The sequence below is a fragment of the Thermococcus celer Vu 13 = JCM 8558 genome (genome assembly GCF_002214365.1).
Taxonomy (GTDB): Archaea; Methanobacteriota_B; Thermococci; order Thermococcales; family Thermococcaceae; genus Thermococcus; species Thermococcus celer.
The window spans coordinates 1,087,449-1,104,098 of sequence record NZ_CP014854.1 but is presented as its reverse complement, the minus strand read 5'-3'; the positions used below and the strand labels follow the sequence as shown (position 1 = coordinate 1,104,098).

Annotated in this window: 19 protein-coding genes; 10 read left to right on the top strand and 9 right to left on the bottom strand. The window is 56.5% G+C overall.

Annotation, left to right across the window (positions count from 1 at the left end; all coding sequences use genetic code 11):
- Positions 1-66: 66 nt before the first annotated feature.
- From A3L02_RS10340 to A3L02_RS06130, 5 genes are all read left to right on the top strand, one after another.
- Complete coding sequence (locus tag A3L02_RS10340; RefSeq protein WP_204247182.1) at positions 67-2,544, top strand: hypothetical protein; 2,478 nt, start codon at positions 67-69, stop codon at positions 2,542-2,544.
- A complete protein-coding gene (locus A3L02_RS06145; protein WP_088863107.1) occupies positions 2,537-3,757 on the top strand; it encodes a calcium-binding protein in 1,221 nt (406 codons plus the stop codon). Before A3L02_RS10340 ends, A3L02_RS06145 begins: the two co-directional genes overlap by 8 nt.
- 149 nt (positions 3,758-3,906) lie before the next feature.
- Positions 3,907-4,365 (top strand): hypothetical protein, encoded by a 459-nt coding sequence (locus tag A3L02_RS06140; RefSeq protein ID WP_157895741.1) that lies wholly within the window; start codon positions 3,907-3,909, stop codon positions 4,363-4,365.
- 19 nt (positions 4,366-4,384) lie between these two features.
- On the top strand, positions 4,385-4,774 hold the full coding sequence (locus A3L02_RS06135; RefSeq protein WP_088863105.1) for a hypothetical protein: 390 nt from the start codon (positions 4,385-4,387) through the stop codon (positions 4,772-4,774).
- A gap of 9 nt (positions 4,775-4,783) precedes the next feature.
- Entirely contained in the window at positions 4,784-5,497 is a 714-nt protein-coding gene (locus A3L02_RS06130) for a hypothetical protein (protein WP_088863104.1), read from the top strand.
- Here A3L02_RS06130 and A3L02_RS06125 read toward each other — a convergent pair.
- Positions 5,494-5,946 carry a hypothetical protein gene (locus A3L02_RS06125; protein ID WP_088863103.1) on the bottom strand — a complete coding sequence of 151 codons (453 nt, stop codon included), beginning with the start codon at positions 5,944-5,946 and terminating at the stop codon, positions 5,494-5,496. The two genes, A3L02_RS06130 and A3L02_RS06125, sit on opposite strands and share 4 nt — an antisense overlap.
- A 58-nt stretch (positions 5,947-6,004) precedes the next feature.
- On the opposite strand from A3L02_RS06125, the gene glmM reads away from it, so the two are divergent.
- The gene (gene glmM, locus A3L02_RS06120) at positions 6,005-7,354 is read left to right on the top strand and encodes a phosphoglucosamine mutase (RefSeq protein ID WP_088863102.1); all 1,350 of its coding nucleotides are present in this window, start codon (positions 6,005-6,007) and stop codon (positions 7,352-7,354) included.
- On the opposite strand, the gene A3L02_RS06115 is transcribed toward glmM, so the two are convergent.
- From A3L02_RS06115 to A3L02_RS06095, 5 genes are read right to left on the bottom strand one after another with little or no spacing between them, the layout of a single operon-like run.
- Positions 7,351-8,409 (bottom strand): ATP-binding protein, encoded by a 1,059-nt coding sequence (locus tag A3L02_RS06115; RefSeq protein ID WP_204247181.1) that lies wholly within the window; start codon positions 8,407-8,409, stop codon positions 7,351-7,353. The two genes, glmM and A3L02_RS06115, sit on opposite strands and share 4 nt — an antisense overlap.
- Positions 8,364-8,672, bottom strand: a complete 309-nt coding sequence (locus A3L02_RS06110) for a flavodoxin domain-containing protein (RefSeq protein WP_088863844.1) — start codon at positions 8,670-8,672, stop codon at positions 8,364-8,366. The genes A3L02_RS06115 and A3L02_RS06110 overlap by 46 nt, the downstream gene beginning before the upstream one ends.
- Positions 8,669-9,250 (bottom strand): hypothetical protein, encoded by a 582-nt coding sequence (locus A3L02_RS06105; RefSeq protein ID WP_088863100.1) that lies wholly within the window; start codon positions 9,248-9,250, stop codon positions 8,669-8,671. Before A3L02_RS06105 ends, A3L02_RS06110 begins: the two co-directional genes overlap by 4 nt.
- A gap of 34 nt (positions 9,251-9,284) precedes the next feature.
- Entirely contained in the window at positions 9,285-9,863 is a 579-nt protein-coding gene (locus tag A3L02_RS06100; protein ID WP_088863843.1) for an AAA family ATPase, read from the bottom strand.
- Positions 9,860-10,660 carry a hypothetical protein gene (locus A3L02_RS06095; RefSeq protein ID WP_088863099.1) on the bottom strand — a complete coding sequence of 267 codons (801 nt, stop codon included), beginning with the start codon at positions 10,658-10,660 and terminating at the stop codon, positions 9,860-9,862. Before A3L02_RS06095 ends, A3L02_RS06100 begins: the two co-directional genes overlap by 4 nt.
- A 126-nt stretch (positions 10,661-10,786) precedes the next feature.
- Here A3L02_RS06095 and A3L02_RS06090 point away from each other — a divergent pair, with 126 nt between their 5' ends.
- Positions 10,787-11,377, top strand: a complete 591-nt coding sequence (locus A3L02_RS06090) for an ECF transporter S component (protein WP_088863098.1) — start codon at positions 10,787-10,789, stop codon at positions 11,375-11,377.
- On the opposite strand, the gene A3L02_RS06085 is transcribed toward A3L02_RS06090, so the two are convergent.
- The 3 genes from A3L02_RS06085 to pyrB are packed head-to-tail and all read right to left on the bottom strand — an operon-like array spanning position 11,339 to position 14,336.
- The gene (locus A3L02_RS06085; protein ID WP_088863097.1) at positions 11,339-12,916 is read right to left on the bottom strand and encodes a D-glucuronyl C5-epimerase family protein; all 1,578 of its coding nucleotides are present in this window, start codon (positions 12,914-12,916) and stop codon (positions 11,339-11,341) included. The two genes, A3L02_RS06090 and A3L02_RS06085, sit on opposite strands and share 39 nt — an antisense overlap.
- Positions 12,917-12,956: 40 nt before the next feature.
- Entirely contained in the window at positions 12,957-13,412 is a 456-nt protein-coding gene (gene pyrI / locus A3L02_RS06080; RefSeq protein WP_088863096.1) for an aspartate carbamoyltransferase regulatory subunit, read from the bottom strand.
- Entirely contained in the window at positions 13,413-14,336 is a 924-nt protein-coding gene (pyrB, locus tag A3L02_RS06075; RefSeq protein ID WP_088863095.1) for an aspartate carbamoyltransferase, read from the bottom strand.
- A 119-nt stretch (positions 14,337-14,455) separates the two neighbouring features.
- Between pyrB and A3L02_RS06070 the strand changes: the two genes are divergently transcribed.
- From A3L02_RS06070 to A3L02_RS06060, 3 genes are read left to right on the top strand one after another with little or no spacing between them, the layout of a single operon-like run.
- On the top strand, positions 14,456-15,346 hold the full coding sequence (locus tag A3L02_RS06070; RefSeq protein WP_088863094.1) for a thiamine-phosphate synthase family protein: 891 nt from the start codon (positions 14,456-14,458) through the stop codon (positions 15,344-15,346).
- On the top strand, positions 15,343-15,678 hold the full coding sequence (locus tag A3L02_RS06065) for a VanZ family protein (RefSeq protein WP_088863093.1): 336 nt from the start codon (positions 15,343-15,345) through the stop codon (positions 15,676-15,678). The genes A3L02_RS06070 and A3L02_RS06065 overlap by 4 nt, the downstream gene beginning before the upstream one ends.
- Entirely contained in the window at positions 15,620-16,033 is a 414-nt protein-coding gene (locus A3L02_RS06060; protein WP_088863092.1) for a secondary thiamine-phosphate synthase enzyme YjbQ, read from the top strand. Before A3L02_RS06065 ends, A3L02_RS06060 begins: the two co-directional genes overlap by 59 nt.
- Positions 16,034-16,650 lie beyond the last annotated feature (617 nt).

Genomic DNA, 16,650 nt, shown 5'->3' with positions numbered 1-16,650 from the left:
CCTCCCTTTTGGAGGTTTTTCAAGCAGGAGGGATGTTGTGTGAACACACGTACTCTGGCAGGTGTGGTGCTGGTACTCCTTTTCCTCGCCCCCCTAACGGCTGGAGCAGTAAGTCCCCCAACTGGAGCGCTTCGGGGGCTTGGAATAAACGTCGTGGAAACTTCCAGCCTTCAGGAGAACGGTGCAAACAGCGTCGTCCTGCTCGGCGAGACCGTACGTGATGGCGTTAACTACACCGTCCTCGTTATCATAACGGAGTACCCCGTTAAAACGAGCGAAGATCTGATGGCCGTGGAAATAGGAGACGTCCCCACACCGGGCATTAGCATTGCCCCATCCATGGACGAGACCCTTCAAAACTCAGGAGAATCAGAAAACGGCGAAGATATAAGTTTTCTCTTGGGCTACAGCTTTTACAAAACCGCGTTTTATCCCGAAACTCTGGATGGAGAGCCCGTTGGAGAGAACATCACAGTTGATTTTAGGACAGGTCTGCGTTCCTTCTACTCCCATGAGTTCCCCTTTGGGGATCTCAGAATCTCAATCCAGATTTCCGGGGAATACATTAACTTCCAGCGCAATTTTGATTCCTTCCTCTCCACGACCTGCCACCTTAACGAGAACAACCAGACGGAGTGCCAAACGGAGTTCATGCGGGATGATTATGACTCCTACCTTTCCTCAATGCTCGCGATGAAGGCCTACGCCTACTCTCAGGCGAGCTCTCTGGGAAAAAGCGTGAAGAATGCAGTTTTAGCGTCCCTGAAGGCTCAGCCCTATCCCGCGAAGCTCCTTAGCGACTTTCAGCTCTGCATCCCCGGCTCAGGATGCGCCAAACTCTCCCCGGGCTACCTTGGAACCCTAACGTTCAACGAGACAGATATAGAAAACGGCGCGAGGCTTATGTTCACGACGGCCGTTTTCGACAGGAACAGCGACGTCTCGGGAATTCAGGCGTACTACATAGACCCAAGCGGACAGTACGGGGGAGAGGCGATAAAGCTCCACTCTGCCCAGGAGTTCTACACCTACATGGGGACCCCGAAGAACAGTACCGTGGCCTACGCTTGGATAAACGGGTCGAGCACAACCATACCCGTTGTCCTCGATGTGGCAATAAAGCCCGGGCAGTTGAAGGAGGGAAAGGTAAGGGTGGTTTTCGCAGTCAGCGACGGCAGTGGGGGCGATTCTAAGGAAATATCGTGGGATTTTGTGTTCGAGGGAAACTTCACGGATTACTCCCTAAACGTACTCACGCCAAAGGACGGCGCCCACCTGAAGCAGGTAATCGACGGCCTCTTTTCTTTACCCCTCTATGCGGAGGTAAGGGGGAGCGGTGCCGAGGATCTCTACGCTATCGTTACCCTTCCAGACGGAAGCTCCAAGAGGCTTCCCGTTGAGGACAACGAGATACTTGACGTCCTCTACATGAGTGACCCGGCCGTGAAGGAGGGAGCGCTCACCGTGAGCCTTTACGGGAAGGTGAACGGCGAGGAGAAGCTCTTGGCAAAGAGAAGCGTCCACGTAACCCTTGCGAGTGTTGAAGTGCCTGGAGACGAGATAGACAACGACATGGACGGCCTCGTTGACTGCGAAGACCCCGACATAGCGACCTGCGACGCTTGTATCCTTCAGAAAAAGCTCGAATGGGCGGAGTCGCTGATGGAGAGGCACATAGCCTACATAAACAAGATGATAGAGACCACTCCAAGCATGAAGAGCGTTTACGATCTCTACATCGAGCACCTCCGCGAGCTTCACGAGCAGTACAAGGACGACCCCGACAGAATGGTCAAGGAGATGAACGCCTACATGGAGGAGAAGGTCTACAGGAACCAGGAGATCAACCGGTACATCTCAATATTCGCGGACGATCCAGAGAAGCGCTACCAGCTCAGACAGATAGCCGAGAAGTACCGCTACGATCCCATACAGCGGAGGATAGCTATGAGGCGCTTCATCTATGAGAACTCGCAGACCGAGGCCGAGAGGGAAGCCACGATGAACGCTATTCTAACGGGAATCCTTGAGCCGCCCAAGTGGCTCGTTGGAGGACAGTATGGCTCTGGCGGAGCCCTCGACTGGGCGAACTTCGTGGCGAGTAACTTTGAAACAGTTGGAGACACCGTCAAGCTGAAGGGAACGGAGACGGTTAAGATGCTCAGGACGCCCGCAAACATTTTCATCGTTGCACAGGACGCGAGGGCATTGATGAAGCAGGCGGAGGAGCTCAAGAAGATGAACCTGCCCGAGAGCACCAAGGTGGCAATAATAGTCCTCGACGGAGCGGCAAAGATAGGGAAGCTCCTCGACAGGAGTGGCTACTTTGGGAACATGGCAGACGCTACCCTCGGCTCCCTGATTAACCTCCGAAAGAAGATAGAGGAGAGGAACCAGGGCTGGTTTACCTGGAACGGCTACGTACTCCACGAGACGGCAAAGCCCGGCATCTACGAGGACTACGAGACGGGCAAGAAGTTCAAGCGCGTTTCGGGGGGCTGGTTTAGCGACCCTGTTTTCGTAGAGGTGAAGGAAAATGGGTAAGCTAACGGGCCTGCTTCTTATTCTGCTACTCCTTGGGACAGCTTACATTTACTACGTGAATCCTCACATAATAGAAGACCTTACGAGGGTAAGGGACAACTTCCCCAATGGCATGAACCCTGGAGGGAACACCTCAAGTTCGGGGGGTTTCTTTGGGGATTCCGTTGAAAAGGGTTGGGTTGATTCCAACGGCGACGGGAGTAGAGACGTTTACATAGGGGACGAGTACGCCGAAGTCCCAATGGCAAACGGCTCGGTGCTCTTTGTTGACCGGAACAAGGACGGGAAGATAGATGCCATCTACCTCGACACGACCGGCGACGGGAACTACGATACTGCATACCTCGACGAGGACTACAACGGAAAGACGGACACCTGGAGGACGACCTTCAACGGTGTGGAGAGCTACGCGTGGGATGTAACAGGTGACGGGATTCCCGACGTGTACGACTCCAACGGGGACGGGAAGGTTGACGCCTGGGACATAAACTCCGACGGGATAATAGACGAGCGCGACGTTGATTACGACGGAAACCCCGACCTTCACGACTACGACTTAGACGGGGTCTTTGACGAGTTCGAGAAGAACGTTACCCTCTACCCACCGGAGAGCGCGAACGGGACGTCGGGGACTTTCCTCTGCCCGGACAACAAGGAGGAAGCGTACAGGCTCTTCGTCCAGGCTTACAACAACGTCACTTCCCTTCAATCTTCCGGAGCGAGCGATGAGGAGATTCAGGAGGCATATGCCAAATACCAGAAGGCCAGGGCCTGCTACGAGTCCTTCCTTACCACAACGACCTCAGCTGCCTCCAGCGGGGAGATGGGGGAAATCAACACCGTTACCCTCGATACGGAAGGAACAATGGCGATAAAGTTCTCCACGGGCGAGCTGAAGGGCTACGATGAGATAAGTGAGAACGTATGGGACGACGTTGATCTCGTGGCAGAGCCGTGGTGCGTTGATTACCCTGCTTTACTCGGCCACTGGATTAAGATTGGGGAGGGGAACCTCGATACCTTAGACCCAAGCGAGGTGCCGACCTCGGGCTATCCAACGGGTGAGATTGCCGAAGAGATCAAGATGGGTCACGTCTATGTCAACCTCAACTCCGATGGAACGCTTACAGCCTTCGAGCTCGTCTCACACGAGAAGACCGGCGACTGCTCCCACAGGATAACGATAAGGTATGCAAACCTTGGAGGGGGCTGAAACGGAACCCCTGACCGGATTCCATGTTTTGGGCCCGCTTCTGGGCCTTTTCCTGCTTTTGGTAGCTTTAGCTCTCCTTCTTTTGTTTGCAAAGCTAGCCCTAATGCTCATCAGGAGGCTTGTTTGATGAGATTGGAAAGAATTTGGAGGTGTTTGAGACGGAGAAAGTCCTTTACGTAATACCCAACCTGGAGTACCACAAGGGGTTCCTCAAAAGCGCCCTTGTGAACCTGGTCGTGACCGACCAGAGGATAATAGTGGCCCACGTGAAGAAGGAGATGATTCAGAAGGCCAGGGAGGGGGCCAAGGAGAGGGGAGACGGCTTCTTCAAGAGGCTCGCATCTGGCTGGACGATGCACGAGCGCTACTACGACATATCCCCGGAGGATATAGCCAACGAGGCCCCTGAGAACTTCTCGATTCCCCTCCGCGAGATAAAGGAGGTCAAGCTCAAGGGGGGCAACGTTGACGAGGGCAAAAATGATGAGATGGAGATAAAGTGGAAGGAGAAGAACAAGTTCTCGGGAAACATGAACCAGCGGGAGATAAAGAAGAAGCTCTCCGACCTCGGCGTTAAGGTCAAGGGAGGAGGCCTCTTCGGGTTTTAGGGGTGAGGGGGTGAGAAGGATGGGATTCTTTAAGAAACTGATCCTGGGGTTTTTCGTGCTGATAGTGCTCGGCATCGTGGCGGCGTTCGGCATGCAGTACTATTACGAGACCTTCTACGAGAAGGTTCCCGTGGAAGTGAAGAGCGACACGGTAAGTGGTGACGTCTTTTACCTTTCGCACATCCTTGAACCTGGGAAGTACAAGATTGAGGCCGGGGGAACTGGGGTCGTTAAGGGCATCAAGATACTCGATCCTGACACAAACGAGGTTGTCTCTTCCTACGAGGATACCTCAAGTATGATCTACGGCTCGGCGAAGCCCTTTGTGGTCAGAGTTGACTACGCGCCACCGAACCCCGACGAAAGCTACACTGCAAAGGTTGGAATATACAGGCTCGTGAAGAAGTGAGGTGGGAATATGAGGAAGGTTTACGCGCTCTCGGCTCTGCTCCTCGCGATGTTTGTGCTCGCGGGCGGCTGTGTCGAGAGCCCAGACGTTAACGTCGAGAGTGAAAAAACCCTCGGTATAAACGGGGTTACAGTCCACTATTCGGGAGAGGTATCCACTGATCAGGCAAAGGCGCTTATTAACCTCATAAACGCCGAATTGAACCCCGATGAGATAGACGTTTACGTAAAGAAAGATAACGGCTACACCGTGGGATTGACAAGCACTTACAAGAGTTCCAGCGAAATGGAGGATTCTCTGAAGTTCTACCTAATCTTTCTGGCGTCAAAGATGTCGCAGGACGTTTTCAACAGTCATAAAGTGCTTCTCCAGGTTCTCGATGACGAAAAGAACGTCCTCTACCAGGTGGAGAGCAGGTACCGCTACGTTTCCTTGAACGACATCAACGTCTGGTACACTGAGGCGAGCGAGGAAGAGGCCCAGAAAGTCCTGAACTACCTGCTCGACTTCGCGGGAAGCGGGCCGTGGGACGTAATCCTCGAGAAGAACGGCTCCACCTACCACGTCAGGGCCATGAGCTCCTTCAAGACAGCTGAAGAGGCAAACTCGGCCAAAGATACTTACATGGAGCTGGTTTCGGGCCTTGAGGAGAGGCTGAACGGAGACGTCGTTGTCCACGTCCTCGACCCCGATGGGAAAGAGGTGGCGGTTTTTGAAGGTTAGCCGTTTGTATTCTTCCTACCTTTTCCCTCGTTTTTAATTTCTCCTCCAGACTTTATTGTGTGCACCAGTCTGTTGAACCTCTCTTCCTCGCTCCCCCTTCCGCGGTAGCCGAAGTAAAAGCCTATTATTGTGGAAAGCACGCCGAGGAAGTAGTCCCTTAGCCCTGAGGGGATTAGGAGATGGCCGTCTCCGAGTACCATCACCAAGAAGGCCGTCAGAAGGGAGGCCGTCATTGCCCTCCTCATCTCTCCCCTGTCGAGGGCGCGGTTGTTGCTCCAGCCCATGAAAAGAACCACGAGGAAGACGAACACGGGGATTGTTGCGAAGCCCAACGCTGAGTTCGCATAGAGCCCAGCAAAGGTGAGAACGGCCAGAACCACGAGGGCAAAGAGGACTGCCCCGTTGACGTAGGGCATGTTGTCCCTGTTTGAGGGGTTGTCATTCCCCATGCTACCACCCAAAGGGTTTTATGCATGTCTCATATATACGCCTTCCGGAGGTAGGAGCATGGGGAAGTACTTCGGGACGAGCGGCATCAGGGAAGTCTTTAATGAGAAGCTGACGCCGGAGCTGGCCCTGAGTGTTGGGAAGGCTCTTGGAACGTACCTCGATGGCGGAACCGTAGTTATAGGGAAGGACACGAGGACGAGCGGAGAGGTTATCAAATCGGCAGTCATAAGTGGACTTCTAAGCACGGGCGTTGATGTGATTGACATTGGCATGGCACCTACTCCCCTCACGGGCTTTGCGATAAAGCTCTACGGTGCCGACGCTGGCGTTACCATCACAGCCTCCCATAATCCGCCGGAGTACAACGGCATAAAGGTGTGGCAGGCAAACGGAATGGCCTACACCCCGGAGATGGAGATCGAGCTCGAGGCCATAATGGACTCCGGGAACTTCAAAAAAGCGCCCTGGAATGAGATCGGGACGCTTAGAACTGCCAGCCCTCGTGAGGACTATATAGACGAGGCCCTGAAGTTCGTCAAGCTTGAGAACTCCTACACTGTCGTCGTTGATCCCGGAAACGGTGCAGGGTCTGTAGTTTCCCCCTACCTCCAGCGGGAGCTGGGCAATAAGGTCATCTCGCTCAACTCCCATCCGAGCGGCTTCTTCGTGAGGGAGCTCGAGCCGAACGCAAAGAGTCTTTCCGCTTTGGCGAAGACCGTCAAGGCGATGAAAGCCGACGTCGGCATAGCACACGACGGCGACGCCGACAGGATTGGCGTCGTTGACGATGAGGGCAACTTCGTTGAGTACGAGGTAATGTTGAGCCTCATAGCGGGCTACATGCTGAGGAAGTTCGGGAAAGGGAAAATAGTTACCACCGTTGACGCTGGTTTTGCTTTGGATGACTACGTTAGGCCCCTCGGCGGGGAGGTCATAAGGACGCGCGTTGGTGATGTGGCCGTTGCAGAGGAGCTCGCCAAACACGGCGGCGTCTTCGGGGGCGAGCCGAGCGGCACGTGGATAATCCCGCAGTGGAACCTCACCCCCGATGGAATCTTTGCCGGGGCTTTGGTTCTGGAGATGATAGACAAACTCGGGCCGATAAGCGAGCTTGCCAAAGAAGTCCCGCGCTACGTAACGCTTCGTGCTAAAATCCCCTGCCCGAACGAGAAGAAGGCCGGGGCAATGGAGATAATATCAAAGGAAGCCCTGAAGGCCTTCGACTACGACAGACTGATCGACATCGACGGGGTCAGGATAGAGAACTCCGACTGGTGGATCCTCTTCCGGCCGAGCGGCACCGAGCCGATAATGAGGATAACCCTCGAGGCGCACAGTGAAGAGAAGGCGAGGGCTTTAATGGAGAAGGCCGAGAGGCTGGTGAAGGGGGCCATAGAGAGGGCCTAAAAATCCTCGAGGTCGAAGACCGGGAAGCCCTCTTCCCGGAGTTCGTCCTTTCCCTCTATCCTCCTCGCGATGATTCCAAAGCGGAATTCCCCGTTGAATCTGACCATCCTGGATTTCCTTTCGAGGTCTCCGATTATCCTTCTGGCGTCTCTCTCACCCAGTTCCTCCCATTTAACCTCTATGAGGTGGGCTGTGTCCTTCTCCACGGCGACCACGTCTATCTCTTCCCCCTTGAACCACCAGCGGCCGAGCCTTTCGAACTCAAAGGGTCTTTTGATGACCAGGAATTCTCTGGCAAGGTCCTCAAATCGCCTTGAAAGAACCCTGTAAAGATCATCGAGGGCCGCGGTTCCCGTTGCCATGGCCTCAAGCTGCGGGTAGGTAAGGGTGAACCACGTCAGGAGCATCGGGTCCCTTATCCTGTAGAGGCTGACCTTTCTATCCCCGAGGAGGGGTTTCTCCCGCTCAACGAGTCCAAGGCGGAGGAGGTTTTCGACGTATGGATAAACGCTTTTCATGGGGATCCCGACGTAGTTGGCTATCCTCTCAAGGCGGGTGTTTCCCTCGGCAATGGCCCGGAGTATCGAGAAATAGCCCTTTGGTTCCCTCAGCTCTTCGCTCAGGAGTACGTATGGCTCGTTGTAGAAGAAGCCGTAGTCGCTTAGAAACTCTTCCCTCAGGAACTCCTCCACGCTTTCGTATCTCGACGCGAGCCTCAGATAGGGTGGTATTCCTCCGACCAGCATGTAGGAGATTATCCCCGTTTCCTTTTCCCCGAAGAACTTTACCGCGTTCCTGTAATCGAGGGGCCGCAGGTTAATGCTCCTCGTCCTCCTGCCGTGGAGGGGAGAGGTGTGGCTCAGAACGTCATCCCACATCATCCCGAGCATGGGGCCCGAGACGACGAGCATCACGTTCTTTTCGCCCAGTACGTGATCCCAAACCCGCTGGAGGTCACTGAGTATCTTCCTCTCCGATTTTATGGCGTACGTAAATTCGTCCAGCACTATCAGGGCGTCCTCGACCCTCTCCCCGAGGTAGTTGAGGTATACCAAGGAGTATTCATCCCGGCCGTTGAGAAGATAAAAGCCTTCTTTCCCTCCATTCTTGGAAGATTGTCCACGAGCCTGAGAAGCGCCCAGTGGTGCCTCCACCAGTAGATCCCCGAGCCGAAGCCCACGAGGTCGTACTTCCCAACCTCTGCCGGCTTTATCTTCCGCGGCTTGCTCAAATCGGCGTTTAGAACATCGGCCATCGCCTTTGCGACTTTTTCTGTGTTTTTATGGTGGATGGAGACGTATACGATGAGCGCCCTCATGGTGCGCCCTCCAGCGCGACCCTCAATCTCTCCAGGCTCCCCTCGATGTCCTCCTTGTCGAACTCGAGGTAGGTCCCCTTGGGGAACCTCGCCATGAGCACCTCGAAGAGTATCCCCGGCATCCTCACGAGCCTGAAGTCCTGTTCCTCCACTATCCCCTTCGAACGGCCGAACCTCCTCTCTTTGTTCAGGTAGCGGAACTCCCCCATTGCCGAGTATGGATAGCCCTCGGGGTCGCTCGAGCTCGTGTGGAAGACGCCGCAGGTCGGGGAGCCCTTAACCCCGACGAAGACGACCCTCTCCGGCCTCTCCTCGGTTAGAACGCGTCCTATGAACTCCGCTATTACCTTCGCCCTCTCGCGCATTCCCAGTCTCTCGTAAACCTCCCTGCTCGCCGGGGCCCTCGGCCAGCCCACCAGCTCGTACTCGGGGCATGGATAGGTTAGAACCGCCCAGTCCTCATCGAGCTCTCCGATGAGCCTTCTCAAGGCTTTGGCGGTTTCGTACTCCTTCTCCTTCGGCCCGCGGTAGACGTAGAAGGGGCTGAGGAGGCAGGGGGCTATGACGAGGAGCTTCATGGTTAACACCCGATGCCCCTGCGATGAACTACCCTTAAGCCTTTCCCGTTATCCTCTCGATGATCCTCGCGACCTTCTCCCTCAGCTCCTCCAGCGTTCCCTCGTTCACCACCACGTAGTCGGCCAGGCCCTTCAGCTCGCTCGTGTGGTAGAGCCTCTCCTCGGCGTCGTCCATCGCCCTGAAATCGGCGAAGCTCTTTATGCCCTTGTCCTTGCTCGCCCTCCGCCTCATCAGGCGCTCGAACCTCGTCTCCGGCTTCGCCTCCACGTAGATGATCTTCCCACCGAGCCTCTTTATCGCGCTTATCTCCTCCCGGGAGCGGACGCCGTCTATCACGATGTTATCGCAGTCCCTCATCTTGTCGACGGCTAACCTTATTAGTACGTCCCCCCCGTAGGTCTCCTTGAGGTGCTTTCCGAACTCTATGAGCCTCTCGCGCGTCGGTTCGGCCTTCTCAGGTAGCTCCGGGATCCACGAATAACCCGAGACGTTGTGGGTGAGCAGGTCAACCAGCGGGTCGCTGCAAGACACCCTGCAGAAGCCCCTCTCCTCGAAGAACTTCGCGACCGTCGTCTTTCCGGCGGCGATTTTCCCAACGATCCCCACTATCATCTTCTCCACATCCTCCAGATTATGTTCGCCCCGTCCGTCGATTCCATCAGCCCCTCGTAAGTCAGCTCCGTGACGAACCTTATAAGGGCCTTTTTATCGTAAACGGTCGGCGCCTCGAAGCCGAAGAGGTACTTCAGCTCGAAGAATCCTATGTGGAGCAGGCGGAAGGGGTTGAGGAGCGCGGTTTTCCCCTCGAACCTCAAGCCGAAGGGGAAGTCGGCAAGGACGAGCCCCGCCCCCCTCTCATCGGCCATCCTCACCAGTTTCCCCTCGTCGGGAAAGAAGAGCTCCCCCGGCTGGCCCTCTACCGGCTCGTACCTCAGCCTCGGGAACGCGTACCTGATTCCAACGGCCTCGTGTGGGAGCTTCAGCCTCTCCGCGAATCCAAGGAGGGCCCTCGCGTTGAAGCTCATGAAGACGAGCGTTTTGACCTCTCCAGTAACGTCGGGCCATCTCCTCGGCGGAAACCTCTTCTCGGCCTCGATTACTGGTAGAAGGAACTCGAGCTCCGTTCCCTCCACGAGCCTCTCCGCCTCTTCGAGTTTCCTCCCCTTCATCTCGAGGTCGAGGTTCGAGTAAACGGTCACCTGCCGGACGCCGAGCCTCTCGCGGAGCTTCCCGATGACGAAGCTGTTGCCTATGATCACGCTCTTGTCGGTTCTATCGTGGGCGATTATGAACAGCTTGTCGCCCCCTTCGTCGTAGCGAACCCCGTCTATCCTGAACGGGCTCTCCGGAAAGCCGTTCTCCCGCCTTATCTCCCTCACCAGTCCCTCTATCCCCTCAACCGTGAACATGGCCCTCCCGGCTTACCTCCGGGGTTCCCCTTTTAAGGGTTCTTTCGGGCTTGACAGGAATTATATTCCAAATTTGGAACAAAAATTTATAAATTACGGAACAAAATTCCGGCCGGGTGATCGAGGATGAGAATGAGCTCAAGGGAGATAGCGGTAATCGGGATGATGCTCGGCCTTTCCCTCATGCTGGACGTCGTTCCCGTGGAGATGCCCACCGTCTGGGGCATGAAGATAGACCTCGTGGCGGTTCCGATAATCATGGCATACCTCCTAACGGGCTTCCTCGGGGGCCTCGTCGCGGTGTTCCTGCTGTTCCTCGGGCTTGGGATAGTCTCGTCGGCGAGCTGGCTGGGCGGCATGATGAAGGCCACCGCGACGCTGGGCGTTCTCCTCGGTCTGGAAGCGGCGAAGAGGCTCACCCGCTTTAACTTCGAGAACGCCGATGGAAAAAGAACGGCGGTCTTCGCGGTTCTGGCCTTCCTGATAGGAATCGCGATAAGGGTTCCCCTGATGGTGGCGCTGAACTACTACGTGGCCCTTCCGGTGTGGCTGGGCGTTCCCCACGAGAAGGTGGTGGAGACGGTCGAGGCCTGGACGGGCGTCCCCTTCTGGGTCGCTATAGGCCTGCCCAACGTCATCCAGAGCACCATCGACGTGTTCCTTGGGCTGGCGGCGACGCTACCCGTGCTGAGGCGCGTTCCCCATCTCGTCGAGTAGCGCGGGGATGTCCTCCGGCTTCAGCCCTTTTTTCTCGAGGTAGCCGTTCCACCTCTCGGCGTACCTCAGGAACGTCTCATCCCCGGTTTTCGCGTAGAGCCAGACGAGGAGCTTTACGTGCAACCTGTGGTAGAACACGCTTGAGGAGTTGTAGATAATCGCGTACCTGCTCCACTCCCCCGTGTCGAAATCCGGCAGGGCCCTCCTGACGCTCATCGCGCCCTTCCAGAAGAGCCCGTGGGCCTTCTCATCGCCCGTGACCTTCCAGTAATGGTAGAGGCCGCGGAGGGCTATTATGTGGCCGTTCAGGACGAGTTCGTCCGGGTAGTAGTTGTACTCCAGGTACCACTGCCCGTACTTCGTGGAGACGACGAAGCCGTCCCGACCCGGAGGGAGGTCGAAGGAGTTCAGGAAGAGCCCCGCGGTCTTGAGGTAGGTCTCGTTGCCCGTGATGTTGTAGGCCAGAGCGTAGAGCCCCGCGGCAACGCCCTGGGCGTAGCCCGAGACCCAGGGAACGCTCGCGTTCTGGAACTGGAAGTAGATGTGAAAGAGCGCGTATTCCGCCCCGTTGTGCTCCCCGTATGTAATGAGAGGAAGGAGCTCGTTCAGGATTCCGAGCATTGTTCCGTAATCGCCCCTCTCATAGTAAATCTCGCCCCAGTGGAGGGCCGAGACGGGGTAGAGGTTGAAGCCCCTCGCGGAGTAGTATACGAACGGTAGCCGGCTCCTAATCGGCCCGTCGGTGACCTTGAGCGCCCCGCGGTACGGGGAATCGTTGGAGAAGACGAGGATGAGGTCCTTCCTTCCGGGCTCGCTCCAGCGGGAGTAGTAGTAATCGGTGGCCCTGAGGTCCAGAATCAGCGTCCTGACCGCGGGCTCCTCAACGTTGCCCAGCCTTGCCATCAGGCCAAGGGTCTTCAGGTGGTAGCCCAAATCCCTGTACGCCTTCAGATAGCTCAGGTTCCCGGTTATCCCCCACAGGTTCAGGTACCTCTCCCTCAGCTTTTCGTTGGCGAGGAACTCCCCGGAAAAGCCCTCCCGTGCGAGGATCTCCCTCGTCACCGTGTTGTCATCGAGAAGTATCGTACCTGGCACATCACGGCCAATGACGCCGCTGAGCCTCTCGTCGGTTCTCATGATGAAGATGCCGGGTTCATGAACGGGTTCAAGCGTCACCAGGTAGTCTCTTCCGGCCTCCGCGTTTACCGTTACCTTTCCCCTGACGTCGAATTTCACGCCGTTCCAGTTGAGGGCCCAACCCCCTATACTGAAAGTGACCCTGCCTGGCGATCCGGTGTAAACGAGCACCGGAACGTTGGTCTCGTTTATCCTCGTCCCGCCGATCTCCACGCTGAAAAGCGCCATCTCGAAGGCGGCGTTCTTGTTCTCGACCATCGCGTATACCCTGGCGTTTTCCGGCTTTTCTGTGCCCTGGTTTCCGGTGAGATCGATCCGCGATGCGTTGTCCCGGTAAACGAATCCGGCTATGCCCACGATGAGGATTGAGACGATTACCAACGTCGCAACGTTTCTTTTCATACCATTCTGGATTGAGAAAATGGAGAATTATAAACCTTTCTCAGAGGTTTCTCAGTATCTCATCTCCCTCCATCGTCCTCTCGCAGTAGTGGCAGCGCACCTTGAGGGGCTCCCTCGAGACGACGTGGAACCTCGAGACGGTGTGCTCGTGGTTGCTGACGCAGTTCGGGTTGGCGCAGTGCAGAATCCCGGTTATCTCGTCGGGGACCTCAACCTTGAACTTCTCCGATACTCCGTAGTCCCTCACTATGTTGACCGTCGCCGTCGGGGCGATGAGGGCTATCTTGTTGACCTCCTCCTCGCTCAGGAACCTGCCCTCGACCTTGACGATGTCCTTCCTCCCGAGCTTCCCGCTCCGGACGTTGGATGCCAGGAGGAGGGCGCCGCCGTTCGGTCTGTTGAGGTGGAGTATCTCGATGACCTTCAGCCCCTTTCCCGCTGGAATGTGGTCTATGACGGTTCCATCCTTTATCGCGGTGACCTTCAGCTCGGCCATTCAAATCACCCCCAGAGTCAGGCCCAGAAGTGCCATCCTGACGGGAACGCCCGAGAAGACCTGCCTGAAGTAGAGTGCGTGCTCCGTCCCGTCCACCTCGGGATGTATCTCGTCGACGCGCGGGAGCGGGTGCATCACCTTGAGGTTCTCCTTCGCCTTCCTCAGGAGCCTGAGGTTGACCTGATAACTGCCCTTGACCTTGAGGTACTCCTGTTCGTCCGGGAAGCGCTCGCGCTGAATCCTCGTGACGTAGAGAACGTCCAGCTCCGGAACGGCTCCCTCCAGGTCAGTCGTCTCGTGAACGGGAACCCTATCGCGGAGTTCCTCGACTATGTGCCCCGGCATCCTCAGGAGCTCCGGCGAGATGAGGTGGAGCTCGACGTCGTAGAGTGCCAGGGCCTGCGCCAGGCTGTGGACGGTCCGCCCGTACTTGAGGTCGCCGAGCAGGCCTATGGAGAGACCGTCTATCCTTCCGAAGGTGCGCTTTATCGTGTAGAGGTCGAGGAGGGTCTGGGTGGGGTGCTGGTTGCTCCCGTCCCCGGCGTTGATGACGGGAATTTCGGTCACCTCGGCGGCGAGCCTCGCGGCCCCCTCCATCGGGTGCCTTATCACGATAACGTCGCTGTACTGCTCGACCGTCCTCACCGTGTCCGCCAGGCTCTCCCCCTTCCGGACGCTCGTGCTTGCGGCCGAGGAGAAGCCTATGACCGAACCGCCGAGGCAGTGCATGGCGCTCTCAAAGCTCAGGCGGGTTCTCGTTGACGGCTCGAAGAAGAGCGTCGCCAGGATCTTTCCGGCGGCGTAGTTGAGCGAGCCCTTCTCCTTCAGTTCCCCCTCAAGCCTTTCGGCGACCTTCAAAACGAACTCGATATCACCCTTCGAGAAGTCCCTAACGCTTATCACGTCGCGTCCTTTCCACTCCATATAAGCCCTTCAGATGTAAAAATCGATGGCTTTTTAAAGGTTTTTTAGCATAAATCTGTTAACGGTAAGGCTTTAAGCATGGGTTCAAAGATTCGATAACCGGGTTTTAGGGTGGTATCATGAGGACGCCCAGTGTGTACATCGCGGAAGAGCTTATGCCCTTCCTGAGGGCCAGAATAGCCGAGAAGCTCTACAGGAGCGGCATGAAGCAGTCCGAGATAGCCGCCTACCTCGGCATAACCCAGGCCATGGTCAGCAAGTACCTGGCTGGGAAATACAAGACTCCCCCGGGAGAGGTTGCCCGAAAACTGGAGGAGATAGCCGGCGACGTTGCCAGCTTCATCCTCTTCGGCGGGCGCAGGGAAGATGCCGTTATAATGGCCGCGAGGAGGGTCTTAGAGCTCTTCCAGAACGGTTTTCTCTGCGCGTTCTACGCGGAGTACGCGGGCGTCAGCGAGGATGCGTGCCGCTCGCTGTTCTCCTCAACTCGTGACAGGAGCGAGATACTCGAGGTTCTGAACAGCGCCCTCAACGAGCTCCTCAAAGAGGGGAGGTTTCCGGGGCTCATCCCCGAGGTGCGGAGCAACTTCGCCTACGCCCTTCCCTCCCCCCGCGGAATAGGGGACGTGGCCGCGGTTCCGGGGAGGATAACCGCCGTTAAGGGCAAGGCCTTCGCCCTGCCGCCGGAGTTCGGGGCGAGCTCCTTCACGGCAGGAATACTCGTCGAGCTCTCGAGGATAAGACCCGAGATACGGAGCGTCCTCAACGTCCGCTATGGAAATGACGTCGAGCGGGCCCTTGAAAAGGCCGGCTTCAAGGTTGCGCGCATTAAAACGGGTGGATTGAGCGAGGAGGAGGCGGTTAGGGCCATAGCGGGCGTTTTCGTTGAGGATTCCTACGATGCGGTCGTCGATGAGGGCGGGTTTGGGGTGGAGCCCCTCACCTACCTCTTCGGGAGGAACCCCCTGGAAGTTGTTGAGAAGCTCAAACGGCTGGTGGGGAACCTTTGAGGCGGGTAGTACTCGCTTCTTATCTTCTCTTTCTCCTGCTACTGAACGTTGCGCCTGTTCCCTCATCTCCGGTTCAGAACGGTGACAAGATGGGCCACCTACTCGAGTTCTTCCTCCTCGGTCTCCTCGGGTGGCCCCTCTGGTCTTACCTGCTTCCGTTCCCGGTTCTCCTCGAGTTCCTCCAGCTTCTCGTCCCCTGGAGAACCTTCTCCCTCGCGGACATGGGCGCAAACCTAATAGGGCTCGTCGCCGGACTCCTCCTTGGGTGGTGGCATGAAGGTCGTCACGAGGGAGCTGAGGTTCGAGACGAGGGGAGAGATAGACCTGATTGATATAACTCGAGAGGTTGAGAGGATCGTGGAGGAGTCCGGCGTGGAGAACGGCCAGGCCCTGGTCTTCGTTCCGGGGGCGACGGGGGCCATAGTCACGATAGAGCACGAGTCGGGCCTTCTGGAGGATTTCAAGCGAACCTTAAGGGAGCTCGTCCCGAAGGGTAAAGGCTACCTCCACGACAGGATAGACGACAACGCCCACAGCCACCTGAGGGCCACGCTCCTCGGTGCGAGCGAGTGCTTCCCGGTCGTGGGCGGGAGGCTCGTGAGGGGGACGTGGCAGGAGGTCTTCTTCGTCGAGCTCGACGTGAGACCGAGGCACAGGCGCGTCGTGGTTCAGGTCGTGGGGGAGTGAAAGCCCGGTTTCTAAGTCCTTTATAAACCTTAAGGAACCGGAGTTCTCGGGGTTTGAAATTAAGGACCCTCTCTTTACTTTCTGGAACGGGAACCATCCACCGGATCCCATCGTCCACAACGGGTCCGTTTTCCGCGGTATCCATGGGAGAAGTTTAAAGGGGGTAATAACCCGCCCAGGTTCATCGGCTCCGCATTCTGCGGCACTCCCCGGGCAGATGAAGTTGGATGTTCTACCTAAAAGGTTTCCGATTAGTTTGGTCAGTAGACGGGAGGATGGAACTCTTCCTCGGGTGGCTTTTCGTACTTCCCTGCCCTCTTCACGATGAGGTAGTAGATCAGGGCCCATTAACCCGAGGAACACGCCACCAGAATCCAGATTAGCTTCTCGACGTCGGGCATCGCCTTCTGGTTCGCGAGCGCGTCTTATATAACCCATATTATCGACGCGAGCGTCCCAGCATCCATATCATAGCTACACCAGCGAACGTACCGAACACGAACATAGGATCACAAACTAAAGGGCATGGTTTAACTATACAAAAGGCTACCTCAATTAGAGAACCTTCCGATTATCAAGCGCGAAAACCTGACAAAAATAGGGAATAGAAAGGAGAA

Coding starts and splice junctions, on each gene's coding strand:
- A3L02_RS06095 (WP_088863099.1), bottom strand. CDS start 10,660: ATGTTCACGGTTGAGGGGATAGAGGGACTGGTGAGGGAGATAAGGCGG.
- pyrB (WP_088863095.1), bottom strand. CDS start 14,336: ATGGAGTGGAAAGGACGCGACGTGATAAGCGTTAGGGACTTCTCGAAG.
- A3L02_RS06130 (WP_088863104.1), top strand. CDS start 4,784: ATGAGGAAGGTTTACGCGCTCTCGGCTCTGCTCCTCGCGATGTTTGTG.
- A3L02_RS06135 (WP_088863105.1), top strand. CDS start 4,385: ATGGGATTCTTTAAGAAACTGATCCTGGGGTTTTTCGTGCTGATAGTG.
- A3L02_RS06105 (WP_088863100.1), bottom strand. CDS start 9,250: ATGAAGCTCCTCGTCATAGCCCCCTGCCTCCTCAGCCCCTTCTACGTC.
- A3L02_RS06085 (WP_088863097.1), bottom strand. CDS start 12,916: ATGAAAAGAAACGTTGCGACGTTGGTAATCGTCTCAATCCTCATCGTG.
- A3L02_RS06145 (WP_088863107.1), top strand. CDS start 2,537: ATGGGTAAGCTAACGGGCCTGCTTCTTATTCTGCTACTCCTTGGGACA.
- A3L02_RS06110 (WP_088863844.1), bottom strand. CDS start 8,672: ATGAGGGCGCTCATCGTATACGTCTCCATCCACCATAAAAACACAGAA.
- glmM (WP_088863102.1), top strand. CDS start 6,005: ATGGGGAAGTACTTCGGGACGAGCGGCATCAGGGAAGTCTTTAATGAG.
- pyrI (WP_088863096.1), bottom strand. CDS start 13,412: ATGGCCGAGCTGAAGGTCACCGCGATAAAGGATGGAACCGTCATAGAC.
- A3L02_RS06125 (WP_088863103.1), bottom strand. CDS start 5,946: ATGGGGAATGACAACCCCTCAAACAGGGACAACATGCCCTACGTCAAC.
- A3L02_RS06070 (WP_088863094.1), top strand. CDS start 14,456: ATGAGGACGCCCAGTGTGTACATCGCGGAAGAGCTTATGCCCTTCCTG.
- A3L02_RS06100 (WP_088863843.1), bottom strand. CDS start 9,863: ATGATAGTGGGGATCGTTGGGAAAATCGCCGCCGGAAAGACGACGGTC.
- A3L02_RS06090 (WP_088863098.1), top strand. CDS start 10,787: ATGAGAATGAGCTCAAGGGAGATAGCGGTAATCGGGATGATGCTCGGC.
- A3L02_RS06060 (WP_088863092.1), top strand. CDS start 15,620: ATGAAGGTCGTCACGAGGGAGCTGAGGTTCGAGACGAGGGGAGAGATA.